At 41.2% G+C, this 13,570-nt stretch carries 8 protein-coding genes, 2 tRNA genes and 3 rRNA genes; 1 reads left to right on the top strand and 12 read right to left on the bottom strand.

Features of this window, described 5'->3' with window-relative positions:
• Nucleotides 1-70: 70 nt before the first annotated feature.
• The gene (hisC, locus tag AC5YC8_RS01995) at nucleotides 71-1,165 is read right to left on the bottom strand and encodes a histidinol-phosphate transaminase (RefSeq protein WP_496163370.1); all 1,095 of its coding nucleotides are present in this window, start codon (nucleotides 1,163-1,165) and stop codon (nucleotides 71-73) included.
• A 67-nt stretch (nucleotides 1,166-1,232) separates the two neighbouring features.
• Nucleotides 1,233-2,534: a histidinol dehydrogenase gene (hisD, locus tag AC5YC8_RS02000; protein ID WP_496119443.1), complete on the bottom strand. Its 1,302-nt coding sequence runs from the start codon at nucleotides 2,532-2,534 to the stop codon at nucleotides 1,233-1,235.
• Nucleotides 2,535-2,769: 235 nt separating this feature from the next.
• Between hisD and AC5YC8_RS02005 the strand changes: the two genes are divergently transcribed.
• Nucleotides 2,770-3,540 (top strand): hypothetical protein, encoded by a 771-nt coding sequence (locus AC5YC8_RS02005; protein ID WP_496163371.1) that lies wholly within the window; start codon nucleotides 2,770-2,772, stop codon nucleotides 3,538-3,540.
• A 51-nt stretch (nucleotides 3,541-3,591) separates the two neighbouring features.
• Here AC5YC8_RS02005 and hisG read toward each other — a convergent pair whose 3' ends face one another.
• The 10 genes from hisG to AC5YC8_RS02055 all read right to left on the bottom strand — a co-directional run bounded on the left by hisG (nucleotide 3,592) and on the right by AC5YC8_RS02055 (nucleotide 13,448).
• A complete protein-coding gene (gene hisG / locus AC5YC8_RS02010) occupies nucleotides 3,592-4,287 on the bottom strand; it encodes an ATP phosphoribosyltransferase (protein WP_154772658.1) in 696 nt (231 codons plus the stop codon).
• On the bottom strand, nucleotides 4,287-5,543 hold the full coding sequence (murA, locus tag AC5YC8_RS02015) for a UDP-N-acetylglucosamine 1-carboxyvinyltransferase (protein WP_496163372.1): 1,257 nt from the start codon (nucleotides 5,541-5,543) through the stop codon (nucleotides 4,287-4,289). The genes hisG and murA overlap by 1 nt, the downstream gene beginning before the upstream one ends.
• A gap of 4 nt (nucleotides 5,544-5,547) precedes the next feature.
• Nucleotides 5,548-5,799 (bottom strand): BolA family iron metabolism protein IbaG, encoded by a 252-nt coding sequence (gene ibaG, locus AC5YC8_RS02020; protein ID WP_496119447.1) that lies wholly within the window; start codon nucleotides 5,797-5,799, stop codon nucleotides 5,548-5,550.
• 137 nt (nucleotides 5,800-5,936) lie between these two features.
• Complete coding sequence (hpf, locus tag AC5YC8_RS02025; RefSeq protein WP_496119449.1) at nucleotides 5,937-6,269, bottom strand: ribosome hibernation-promoting factor, HPF/YfiA family; 333 nt, start codon at nucleotides 6,267-6,269, stop codon at nucleotides 5,937-5,939.
• Nucleotides 6,270-6,443: 174 nt separating this feature from the next.
• Nucleotides 6,444-7,898: an RNA polymerase factor sigma-54 gene (locus AC5YC8_RS02030; RefSeq protein WP_496163373.1), complete on the bottom strand. Its 1,455-nt coding sequence runs from the start codon at nucleotides 7,896-7,898 to the stop codon at nucleotides 6,444-6,446.
• A gap of 201 nt (nucleotides 7,899-8,099) precedes the next feature.
• Nucleotides 8,100-8,214, bottom strand: a 5S ribosomal RNA gene (gene rrf, locus AC5YC8_RS02035).
• 195 nt (nucleotides 8,215-8,409) lie between these two features.
• Nucleotides 8,410-11,300: ribosomal RNA gene (locus AC5YC8_RS02040) — 23S ribosomal RNA — on the bottom strand.
• A 336-nt stretch (nucleotides 11,301-11,636) separates the two neighbouring features.
• Nucleotides 11,637-11,712 (bottom strand) — tRNA-Ala (locus AC5YC8_RS02045).
• A gap of 60 nt (nucleotides 11,713-11,772) precedes the next feature.
• Nucleotides 11,773-11,849: transfer RNA gene (locus AC5YC8_RS02050), tRNA-Ile, on the bottom strand.
• 61 nt (nucleotides 11,850-11,910) lie between these two features.
• Nucleotides 11,911-13,448: ribosomal RNA gene (locus tag AC5YC8_RS02055) — 16S ribosomal RNA — on the bottom strand.
• The 16S, 23S and 5S rRNA genes sit together here with 2 tRNA genes alongside, the layout of an rRNA operon.
• Nucleotides 13,449-13,570: the final 122 nt, after the last annotated feature.

Consider the following 13,570-nt stretch of genomic DNA (forward strand, 5'->3'; position numbering starts at 1 on the left):
AGGGAGAAGTTCCCCTTCTTTACCAAAAGAGAATTAGGATGGATTTATCTTCTGTTATATTCGGCAGCAATTACCCCAAAATTTCATTTTTCAACGTATCAACTAAACGCTGATTTTGCTCATCTGTACCAATCGTAATACGTAAGAATTGATTAATACGAGGCTTATTAAAGTAGCGCACAATAATGCCATATTCACGTAATTGACTCGCCAATTCACCTGCATCTTTCGATGGTAACGTGGTGAAAATAAAGTTTGCGCTTGATGGTAAAGTTTCAAAACCAAGATCTGCCAATTGAGCTACTAACTTTTCACGGCTTTCAATTACTTTACGATTTTGCTCTTCAAAATATACTTGATCTTCAAACGATGCCACAGCAGCAGCAATTGCAAAACGGTCGATAGGATAAGAGTTAAAGCTATTTTTTACCGCCTCAAGCGCAGCAATTAAATGTGGTTGAGCAATTGCAAAACCAACACGCAAACCTGCTAAAGAACGTGATTTAGAGGTAGTTTGACACACCACTAAATTTTCATACTTTTCAACTAGACTTACCGCAGATTCAGCACCAAAGTCGACATAAGCTTCATCAATCACAACCACAGAGTTAGGGTTTGCTTGAAGTACTTCTTCAATTGCAGAAAGCCCCAAAGCAATACTAGTTGGTGCATTTGGGTTGGTAATAATAATACCGCCATTCGGCTGTTTATAATCATCAACTACAATTTCAAAATCATCATTCAAAGGTAAAATTTTAGTTTTTGTAGAAAGACCAAAAAACTGACTATAAACAGGGTAAAAACTGTACGTAATATCTGGATAAAGAATCGGCTTATCTTGAATAAAGAAAGCTTTAAAAATATGCGCTAAAACTTCATCTGAACCATTTCCAACAAATACATTTTCAACAGCAACATTCTGCTGTTTAGCAATAGCTTGTTTTAATGCAGACGCATCAGGGTCTGGATATAAACGAAGTACATCAGCCGAGTTAGCTAAAACTGCTTGAACTGCTTCAACCACTTTAGGCGATGGTGGATATGGATTCTCGTTGGTATTTAACTTTAATAAGTTTTGAATTTTTGGTTGCTCACCTGGAACATACGGTTCTAACTCACGTACTTCAGGACTCCAAAAACGCATTTGTTCATTTGTAATATTCATTTTTTAAATCTCAAATTCTTTCTCAAAAAAGGGCTGATAAAACAGCCCTTGAATCTTTTACAAAAGCTTACTGATAACGGTAACGTGCAGAACGTGCATGCGCATCTAAATTTTCTTGTTGTGCAAGAATATCTGCTGTTTTTGCTAATGTTTTTACACCATTTTCAGAGCACATAATTAAGCTTGAACGCTTTTGGAAATCATATACACCAAGTGGTGAAGAAAAACGTGCTGTACCTGATGTTGGTAATACATGGTTAGGTCCTGCACAGTAATCACCAATGGCTTCAGGTGTATAACGCCCCATGAAAATTGCACCCGCATGGCGAATATCTTGAGACATTTTTTCCGCTTCATCTAAACACAGCATTAAGTGTTCAGGCGCAACTTGGTTAATTAATTCTGCACCTTCAGCACGGTCTTTGACTAAAACCAATGCACCACGATTCACAATTGAAGTACGTGCAATGTCAGCTTTAGGTAAAGCTTCTAAGTGCTTTTCAATCCACTGTTCAACTTCATTTAAAAGTTGTTCATTTGGTGTAATGAAAACGGCTTGTGCAACGGTGTCATGCTCTGCTTGCGACAATAAGTCCATTGCAAGCCATTCGGCATTATTTTCACCTTCTGCATAGACTAAAATTTCAGAAGGACCTGCAATCATGTCAATACCAACTTGACCAAATACCGCACGTTTTGCAGCAGCAACAAAACGGTTACCTGGCCCTGTAATTTTATCTACAGCAGGAATTGTTTCTGTACCATACGCCAAAGCTGCAACCGCTTGTGCACCACCAATAGTAAATACACGGTGTACGCCTGCTAAATGCGCTGCTGCCAATACTAGTGGATTTAAATCACCATTTGGTGCAGGTACAACCATAATAATTTCAGCCACACCTGCAACATGTGCAGGAATAGCATTCATTAACACTGAAGATGGGTATGAAGCCAAACCACCCGGTACATAAATACCAACACGGTCAAGTGGTGTTACTTTTTGACCTAATGTATTGCCCAAAGCATCTACATAAGTCCAACCATCTTGTTTTTGTGCTTGGTGAAATTCACGCACACGATTTGCAGCAAGCTCTAAAGCTTCACGAGTTTCTGTTGTTAAACCATCGAACGCAGCTTTTAACTCTTCTTGAGTGAGTTCTAATTCTGAAAATTGATGTGCTGGATGTCGATCGAATTGTTGTGTGAGTTTAAGTACATGTGCATCACCATGTTGGCGTACATCTGCAATAATTTGGTCTACAGTTTTTAAAAGTTCTGGATCACTCACAGTTTCAAAAGCTAACAAGTCTTTAAATACTTGTTTGAAGTTCTGCTCTTGAGTCGATAAACGTCGCATCAATTTACCCACACGGATAGTTAGGAAAGATTTAGTTTACCTTGTTTTGTATAATTTGTGGGACTTAGCATTATTATTCTCAACGAATTTTCTTGTTAATTACTATTAATATTTTTAATAAATAATATTTTATTAGTAACTTCACATTTATGTTAATTTACTATCTACTTTGAATATTATCTATAATAATTTCAAGCAACTAATCTTCAATATTTAAAATCAATTCAGCTATTAGCAAGGGGGAAATGTGAAAAATATTAATCAACTTTTCATTATTACAGCTACATCGACTATTTTATTAGGATGCGCGACTGATATTACAACAATGCGCCTTACAACAAATTATACTAATGAAAGAGTACCAGGCAAATTCCTTCCTCTAAATCAAAAAAATGTAGCTAATGTCGGAGAGGTAATGTTTACTGCTGGTGAATATTCAAAGGAAGCATCAGGACTTAAACAAGAAGTTTTAATTATTAATGAGTCTCAGACTATTAATGTAAAACATGGATTAAAGAACTTTACCTTTTATATTAAACCAGGTGAATATATTTTATTCAATAAAACAAAAGATGGCTCATATTTCAGATCAAACCATTTAATTCAGACTGCGAAAGGCACACACAATTCTGTTGGCGGTTTATTTATACCAACAAACTCTCTAGAAGCTACTAAGTTTTTTTGGAATTGGCAACAAGTTGATCGTCCGGCTGTATACACCACAAATCTTTCTACACCAATAAAAGGAAGAATAAATACAAAAATAAGTTATTTAAATGATCATATGCGCTCTAGCTCCCCTACAGCTACAATTACATATGCTGGGGTTTCTAATGGACAGGTACGGTTCGTCTATAACGAGTTTACCAAAGATGGATATATTAAACCGGCTTTCAGTCAAGAAGTTGGATTGGATTACAAACCAAATGGTACATATGCATATAAAAGTGCATTATTTAAAGTGTATAAAGCAGACTCAATAAGTATTAATTTTGAAATTATCAAGCCTTTAGATTAATATCATAAAAAAAACCGCCCTTTCAGGCGGTTCTTCAAATAAGTTTAAAGCTTATTTTTTCGCTTCACGCTCTTCCACAGCTTTTTCAAGTTGTGCAAGAATCGGGTTCAACAAAGCTTGCTTACGTTTAAAGCTTGCTTTATTCACGATTAAACGTGAAGACACTTTGCAAATTTCTTCAAGTGGTTCTAAACCATTGGCGCGAAGCGTATTACCAGTGTCCACAACATCGACAATGTAATCACCTAAACCAACAAGCGGAGCAAGCTCCATAGAACCATAAAGCTTAATCACATCAACTTGCTCACCAAGGCTTGCATAATATTGACGTGTTAAATTTACATATTTAGTGGCAATTTTTAAACGACCTTTCGGACGCTCCATTCCAACCTTACCTGCTGTCATTAATTTACAAACAGCAATTTTAAGATCTAATGGCTCATAAACATTTTGCGCACCATGTTCCATGAGTACATCTTTACCTGCAACACCAATATCGGCAGCACCATTTTCAACGTAAGTTGGTACGTCCGATGCACGTAAAATTAAAATACGTACATGCTTATGGGTTGTAGGGAAAATTAACTTACGCGATTTATCTGGATCTTCTAATAAGTTAATCCCTGCTGTTTCTAGCAACGGTAAAGTCTCTTTTAAAATACGTCCTTTACTTAATGCTAAAGTTAAACCATGATCAAAATTTCCCATTACATCAAAATTAGGATCATCGTTTCTCATATCGCTCATTAATCTACTCGCTTAATTTGGGCACCAATACCTTGTAATTTTGCTTCAATATTTTCATATCCACGGTCAATATGATAAATACGATCAATCATCGTTTCCCCTTCAGCGGCTAAAGCAGCTAACACCAAAGAGAATGAAGCACGTAAATCTGTTGCCATAACAGGTGCTGCAGAAAGTTTTTCTACACCAGTTACAACAGCATCATTACCTTCAACCTGAATGTTTGCACCCATACGTGCCAATTCAGGTACATGCATAAAACGGTTTTCAAAAATCGTTTCAGAAACCGTTGCAAAACCACGACCAATAGCATTAACCGCCATGATCTGTGCTTGCATATCTGTAGGAAACTCAGGATGTGGTAATGTACGGAAGCTGACTGCTTTCGGACGTTTACCCATCATATCTAGCTCGATCCAGTCATCACCACGGGTTACTTCTGCACCCATTTCTTCAAACTTCTCAAGCACAGATTCCATTAATGCAGGATCTGTATGCGTTGTTTTAACACGCCCACCCGTAATTGCAGCAGCAGCTAAATATGAACCTGTTTCAATACGGTCAGCAACAACAGCATATTCACAGCCATGCAAGCTTTCAACGCCTGTAACAACTAAAGTATCTGTATCTAGACCTTCAATTTTTGCACCCATTGCAATTAGCATGTTTGCAAGATCTGTAATTTCAGGTTCACGTGCTGCGTTACGAATAGTCGTAACACCATCAGCCAATACAGCAGCAGTTAAAATGTTTTCAGTACCACCAACGGTAACCATATCGAAAACAACTTCACCACCTTTTAAACGACCATCAACTTTCGCATGCACATAGCCATTTTCAACTTCAATTTCAGCACCTAAAGCTTCTAATGCTTTTAAGTGTTGATCGACTGGACGAGAGCCAATTGCACAACCGCCAGGTAATGAAACCTGAGCACTGCCGTAACGAGCTAACAATGGACCAAGCACTAAAATAGATGCTCGCATTGTTTTAACAAGTTCGTAAGGTGCAAACTGATTATCTAGTGTTGATGTATCTGCAACAACTGTATCACCTTCATACTTCATGGTGATACCAAGACCTGCAATCAACTTAACCAATGTATTCACATCTTTAAGATTAGGTACATTCGTTAATGTGGTTGGCGTTTCTGCAAGAATCATTGCTGCTAAAAGTGGTAATGCTGCATTTTTTGCACCAGAAATACGCACTTCACCTTCGAGCTTAACGCCGCCCTGAATTAAAAATTTATCCAATTTATTAAGCTCCGAATAAGCTTGCTTTACGCCATTCTTCTTTAGTCATTGCGCGAATAGTAACTGCGTGCACTTCACCACTGGCAATATATGAATTTAACGGTGCATAAACCGATTGTTGACGAGCAACGGGACGTTTGCCTTCAAATTGTTCATCAACAATACGAAGATCAAATTTTCCGCCCTGCCCACTTACAGCAACTTCAGCCTCTGGAAAAGCCGCTTTTAAAATTTCAGTGAGCTGTTCACTATTCATCACAAAGACCTCTTATAGGACCGACGGTGTAAAAACCTGCCATTTTACTATAAATATAAAAAATAATTCATCTGTCAGTTGCATTATACCAATAAAAAAAGAGGTTATTTAAAACCTCTTTTTGTACAGACAGTGAACTAAATCACTAAGGGTTGATAAATCAACTGCATTTTACGATGCTTATCCAATTGTCTTTTTAATTTTTCTGTCATCATTTTGACTGAAGTATACATATCATCGGCAGAAGCTTGAGCAAAAAGCTCAATTCCAGGTAACCGAATAATCGCTTCAGCAATATGATTTAAACTTCCCTTTTTTGAGCGCTTATCTGTTTGATGATCTTTTGACAACTTCACTTGCATACTATTCACTTGATCTAGATGCTTTGTCATATCCTTAAATTTACAACGAATATCATCTTCAATTGCAGGGGTGATAGTTAAATGATGACCACGAATTGTTATTTGCATAGTTCTATCCCTCACCTTTTTTATGGAGTCAAAAAGTCATAATTAAGACGATTCAATCGTGCGAAAGAATAAGCGTTCTCACAAATACAATTAAACCATTTTAACTATTCCTAAAATAAAAAGAGATTCATTATGATGTCATAATGAATCTCTAGAATAGTCAGATTTTAAAAGTTAGATCAAGACTTTTCTCTCAGATGACGAAGGAATATGTAACGATTCTCGATATTTCGCAACAGTTCTACGAGCAACATCAATACCATCTTCTTTTAGCATATTTGCAATAATATTATCTGACAAAGGCTTACGTACATTTTCTTCTGAAATAAGCTTTTTAATTTTTGCTCGAATTGCAATTGAAGATGCTTCACCACCCGAAGTTGTTCCAACATGACTTGAAAAGAAATATTTCAATTCAAAAAGACCACGTGGCGTTAACATATATTTATTTGTTGTTACCCTTGAAATTGTCGACTCATGTAACTCAACCTCTTCAGCAATTTCTCTTAGAACCAAAGGCTTCATTCCTTCAGCACCAATTTCAAAAAAACTTCTTTGATGTTCAACAATACACGTTGCTACTTTTAATAATGTTTTATGCCTTTCATCGACACTTTTAATGAAATTTTTCGCTTCAAGCATTTGATTTCTTAAATATTGATTATCATCACTCTGATCTGCTCTACGAATCATACCTGCATAAAATGGATTAACCCGAAGCTTAGGAAGAATATCTGGGTTTAAATGAACAAACCAACGATCCTCTTTTTTCATGACTACAACATCAGGAACCTGATAGTCTAAATCTTTATTTTCAAAATCCGCACCAGGATATGCCTTTAACCCCTTTAACAATAAAACTGCAGATTTTAATTGATCTGTATTCAAACCAGTTTGCTTCATTAATTTTGATAATTCATTTGAAATCAATAATTCATAATGATTCATCAAGACAACTGCTTCACTTTTAAAAGGTGTCTGTTCAGATAAAGCATCTAGCTGTAACAACAAGCATTCAGCTAAATTACGAGAGCCTATCCCAATAGGATCTAGACGCTGAATCGACTTTAAAACAACTAAAACCTCATCATCCTCCACTTCATCATCATAATCCATAGACTCTAATAAATGCTGAACTGATACTGTAATTTCAGAAAGCTCACAATCTAGGAAACCTTTATCATCCAAAGAGTCGATAATGCAGTGTGCAATTAATTTATCAATTAATGAAAAATTCAACAGATTCACTTGTTCTTGCATATGCTCTTGTAATGTTAAATAACCTTGCCGATTATCTTCTCGTTCTTCAAACTCCATAGAGCCTAAACTAGTTGATTGATGTGTATATACATCATCCCAATCTGTATCAACTGGAAGATCGTCAGGTAAAAAATCTGCATTTAATTCATTGGTTAAGTCTTTTTCTTCTCTTTCTTTTTCTTCTATACGCTCTAAACTTTCAATATTTTCCTGATCTTCAACTTTTTCTAATAGAGGATTGCTATCGAGTTGCAATTGAATTTCTTGTTCCAACTCCAAACTAGACAACTGAAGTAATCGTATTGCCTGCTGTAACTGAGGCGTGAGTGACAATGAATTTGCAACTTTAAGTCCAACCGATAACTTCATAAACCCCATTCTCTTTTTATTGCGCACACTTTAAGCAATTTTTATGCCGCTTTGATTTTTTATATCATGTTTTTAATATTTTTTATACAAATTAGGTGAAAAAGACATTATTTTTTCATCTAGATATTACCGTAAATTATTTTTCCCCCGATAAAAAACACCCCCTTAGGCATTAAGCTAAGGGGGTGTTTTGAATTAATGAGCTGGCGATGACTTACTCTCACATGGGTAACCCCACACTACCATCAGCGCTAAGAGGTTTCACTTCTGAGTTCGGGAAGGGATCAGGTGGTTCACTCTTGCTATTGTCGCCAGCACAACTGTTTATGGACTTATTCGGGTCTTATTTACATCAAATGATGTATGCCTTACTTCGTACCAAATAGAATTCATTAACAGATTATTTGAGTTAAAGTATAAGTTCTAGCGTATTCTGAATCAAGATCAGTCAGTGTTGACTGTTTGGTTTTGAATCGATTTCAGCTTTATACAACAACTGTTTGGGTGTTGTATAGTCAAGCCTCACGAGCAATTAGTATTGGTCAGCTTCACATATCACTATGCTTCCACATCCAACCTATCAACGTCGTAGTCTTCAACGGCTCTTTAGAGGAATAAATTCCTAGGGAAATCTTATCTTGAGGTAGGCTTCCCGCTTAGATGCTTTCAGCGGTTATCCCTTCCGAACATAGCTACCCGGCGATGCGACTGGCGTCACAACCGGTACACCAGAGGTTCGTCCACTCTGGTCCTCTCGTACTAGGAGCAGATCCTCTCAAATTTCCAACGCCCACGGTAGATAGGGACCGAACTGTCTCACGACGTTCTAAACCCAGCTCGCGTACCTCTTTAAATGGCGAACAGCCATACCCTTGGGACCTGCTTCAGCCCCAGGATGAGATGAGCCGACATCGAGGTGCCAAACACCGCCGTCGATATGAACTCTTGGGCGGTATCAGCCTGTTATCCCCAGAGTACCTTTTATCCGTTGAGCGATGGCCCTTCCATACAGAACCACCGGATCACTAAGACCTACTTTCGTACCTGCTCGACTTGTGGGTCTCGCAGTTAAGCGCGCTTTTGCCTTTATACTCTACGCGTGATTTCCGACCACGCTGAGCGCACCTTCGTACTCCTCCGTTACTCTTTAGGAGGAGACCGCCCCAGTCAAACTACCCACCAGACATGGTCCTCGCTCCAGATTATGGAGCAGAGTTAGAACCTCAATATTACCAGGGTGGTATTTCAAGATTGGCTCCACCGAAACTAGCGTCTCGGTTTCAAAGCCTCCCACCTATCCTACACAAGTAAGATCAAAGTTCAATGTCAAGCTGCAGTAAAGGTTCACGGGGTCTTTCCGTCTAGCCGCGGGTACACCGCATCTTCACGGCGAATTCGATTTCACTGAGTCTCTGCTGGAGACAGCGCCCCCATCATTATGCCATTCGTGCAGGTCGGAACTTACCCGACAAGGAATTTCGCTACCTTAGGACCGTTATAGTTACGGCCGCCGTTTACTGGGGCTTCGATCAAGAGCTTCGCTTACGCTAACCCCATCAATTAACCTTCCAGCACCGGGCAGGCATCACACCCTATACGTCCACTTTCGTGTTTGCAGAGTGCTATGTTTTTAATAAACAGTTGCAGGGGCCTGGTTTCTGTGGCTGTCAATAGCTCAGGAAGCAAGTTCCATCACCGTCAACAGCGTACCTTCTCCCGAAGTTACGGTACCATTTTGCCTAGTTCCTTCAGCAGAGTTCTCTCAAGCGCTTTGGTCTACTCGACCTGACCACCTGTGTCGGTTTCGGGTACGATTCCAGTGTAACTGAAGCTTAGAGACTTTTCCTGGAAGTATGGTATCAGCCACTTCGCTAGTAAACTAGCTTGCTATCAGATCTCAGCATAGAGCACCCCGGATTTGCCTAAGATGCATGCCTACTTCCTTCCACCTGGACAACCAACGCCAGGCTGACTTAACCTTCTCCGTCCTCTCATCGCATTACACTGAAGTATTGGAATATTAACCAATTTCCCATCGACTACGCCTCTCGGCCTCGCCTTAGGGGTCGACTCACCCAGCCCCGATTAACGTTGGACTGGAACCCTTGGTCTTTCAGCGTGCGAGTTTTTCACTCGCATTGTCGTTACTCACGTCAGCATTCGCACTTCTGATACCTCCAGCATGCTTCTCAACACACCTTCATCGGCTTACAGAACGCTCCCCTACCACTTGCAATAAATTGCAAATCCGCAGCTTCGGCATATAGTTTTAGCCCCGTTACATCTTCCGCGCAGGCCGACTCGACTAGTGAGCTATTACGCTTTCTTTAAAGGGTGGCTGCTTCTAAGCCAACCTCCTAGCTGTCTATGCCTTCCCACATCGTTTCCCACTTAACTATAATTTTGGGGCCTTAGCTGGCGGTCTGGATTGTTTTCCTCTTGACTACGGACGTTAGCACCCGCAGTCTGTCTCCCGGATAGTACTCATTGGTATTCGGAGTTTGCATCGGTTTGGTAAGTCGGGATGACCCCCTAGCCGAAACAGTGCTCTACCCCCAATGGTATTCGTCCGAGGCGCTACCTAAATAGCTTTCGGGGAGAACCAGCTATCACCGAGTTTGATTAGCCTTTCACCCCTATCCACAAGTCATCCCCTGGCTTTTCAACGACAGTGGGTTCGGTCCTCCAGTTAGTGTTACCCAACCTTCAACCTGCTCATGGATAGATCACCCGGTTTCGGGTCTATACCCAGCAACTAAACGCCCTATTAAGACTCGATTTCTCTACGGCTCCCCTATACGGTTAACCTCGCTACTGAATATAAGTCGCTGACCCATTATACAAAAGGTACGCAGTCACCGAACAAGTCGGCTCCCACTGCTTGTATGCATGCGGTTTCAGGATCTATTTCACTCCCCTCACAGGGGTTCTTTTCGCCTTTCCCTCACGGTACTGGTTCACTATCGGTCAGTCAGGAGTATTTAGCCTTGGAGGATGGTCCCCCCATATTCAGACAAGGTTTCACGTGCCTCGCCCTACTCGACATCATCATATAAGCCCTTTCGTGTACAGGACTATCACCCACTATGGTTGCACTTCCCAGAGCATTCCACTAGAACTTATATGACTTAATGGGCTGTTCCCCGTTCGCTCGCCGCTACTGAGGGAATCTCAATTGATTTCTTTTCCTAAGGGTACTGAGATGTTTCACTTCCCCTCGTTCGCCTCATAAACCTATGTATTCAGTTTATGATACCTACCTTATGGTAAGTGGGTTTCCCCATTCAGAAATCTCCGGATCACAGGATATTTGCCGCCTCCCCGGAGCTTATCGCAGGCTATTACGTCTTTCATCGCCTCTGACTGCCAAGGCATCCACCACATGCACTTAATTACTTGACTATACAACCCCAAACAGTCGTTAACCCTTACAAGTTAGGTTAGCAACAGAGCTTGTCTTACGACTTGCTCATACAGTTGGCGTCTTGTGCATTTAAGCACCGTACAGCTTCAATTAGATTCATATACCAAAACGCTTGATTCAGTTAATTTCGCTAGTACTCATTCTTTCTTTCGATTGAATGAGCATGAACAAATTATTTCAACTCAAATATATTCTGTTAATGATTAATCTAGCCTTCGTCAGGTCTAGACGCTGTGATAAATCACAGAACTTAATAAACAAGATCTTCGATCTCTTTTACTAAATTCTATAATCTAGCAACTTATCTTAATGTATGGTGGAGACTAGGAGAGTCGAACTCCTGACCTCCTGCGTGCAAAGCAGGCGCTCTACCAACTAAGCTAAGTCCCCAGCTTATCATATAGATTCGATGTCTCTGTGTTCTGTACTAATTGCTTAGGTAATCAGATTTGGTGGGTCTGACAAGACTTGAACTTGTGACCCCACGCTTATCAAGCGTGTGCTCTAACCAACTGAGCTACAGACCCTCAGATACATCTTCATGAAGAACAACTTGTTGTGGATTCTTACCAATCGTCAATCTTTCGTTAAGGAGGTGATCCAGCCGCAGGTTCCCCTACGGCTACCTTGTTACGACTTCACCCCAGTCGTCGGCCACACCGTGGTAAGCGTCCTCCTTGCGGTTAGACTACCTACTTCTGGTGCAACAAACTCCCATGGTGTGACGGGCGGTGTGTACAAGGCCCGGGAACGTATTCACCGCGGCATTCTGATCCGCGATTACTAGCGATTCCGACTTCACGCAGTCGAGTTGCAGACTGCGATCCGGACTACGATCGGCTTTTTGAGATTAGCATCCTCTCGCGAGGTAGCAACCCTTTGTACCGACCATTGTAGCACGTGTGTAGCCCTGGTCGTAAGGGCCATGATGACTTGACGTCGTCCCCGCCTTCCTCCAGTTTGTCACTGGCAGTATCCTTAAAGTTCCCACCCGAAGTGCTGGCAAATAAGGAAAAGGGTTGCGCTCGTTGCGGGACTTAACCCAACATCTCACGACACGAGCTGACGACAGCCATGCAGCACCTGTATGTAAGCTCCCGAAGGCACCAATCCATCTCTGGAAAGTTCTTACTATGTCAAGACCAGGTAAGGTTCTTCGCGTTGCATCGAATTAAACCACATGCTCCACCGCTTGTGCGGGCCCCCGTCAATTCATTTGAGTTTTAGTCTTGCGACCGTACTCCCCAGGCGGTCTACTTATCGCGTTAGCTGCGCCACTAAAGCCTCAAAGGCCCCAACGGCTAGTAGACATCGTTTACGGCATGGACTACCAGGGTATCTAATCCTGTTTGCTCCCCATGCTTTCGTACCTCAGCGTCAGTATTAGGCCAGATGGCTGCCTTCGCCATCGGTATTCCTCCAGATCTCTACGCATTTCACCGCTACACCTGGAATTCTACCATCCTCTCCCATACTCTAGCTTCCCAGTATCGAATGCAATTCCTAAGTTAAGCTCAGGGATTTCACATCCGACTTAAAAAGCCGCCTACGTACGCTTTACGCCCAGTAAATCCGATTAACGCTCGCACCCTCTGTATTACCGCGGCTGCTGGCACAGAGTTAGCCGGTGCTTATTCTGCGAGTAACGTCCAAGCATCTAGAGTATTAATCTAGAGCTCCTCCTCCTCGCTTAAAGTGCTTTACAACCAAAAGGCCTTCTTCACACACGCGGCATGGCTGGATCAGGGTTCCCCCCATTGTCCAATATTCCCCACTGCTGCCTCCCGTAGGAGTCTGGGCCGTGTCTCAGTCCCAGTGTGGCGGATCATCCTCTCAGACCCGCTACAGATCGTCGCCTTGGTAGGCCTTTACCCCACCAACTAGCTAATCTGACTTAGGCTCATCTATTAGCGCAAGGTCCGAAGATCCCCTGCTTTCCCCCGTAGGGCGTATGCGGTATTAGCAGCCGTTTCCAACTGTTGTCCCCCACTAATAGGCAGATTCCTAAGCATTACTCACCCGTCCGCCGCTAGAAATCAGTAGCAAGCTACCTATTCCCGCTCGACTTGCATGTGTTAAGCCTGCCGCCAGCGTTCAATCTGAGCCATGATCAAACTCTTCAGTTTAAAATCAGTAGTACCTTTAAAGGGTACCAATCTTGGCTCATCAATTTTCTGACAAATATTTCTCAAATAAACTTCGAGTAATTTCTACCATTAAATCAATGAAAATAATTTCGATTGATCAA

It is taken from the genome of Acinetobacter sp. FY731, assembly GCF_059515905.1.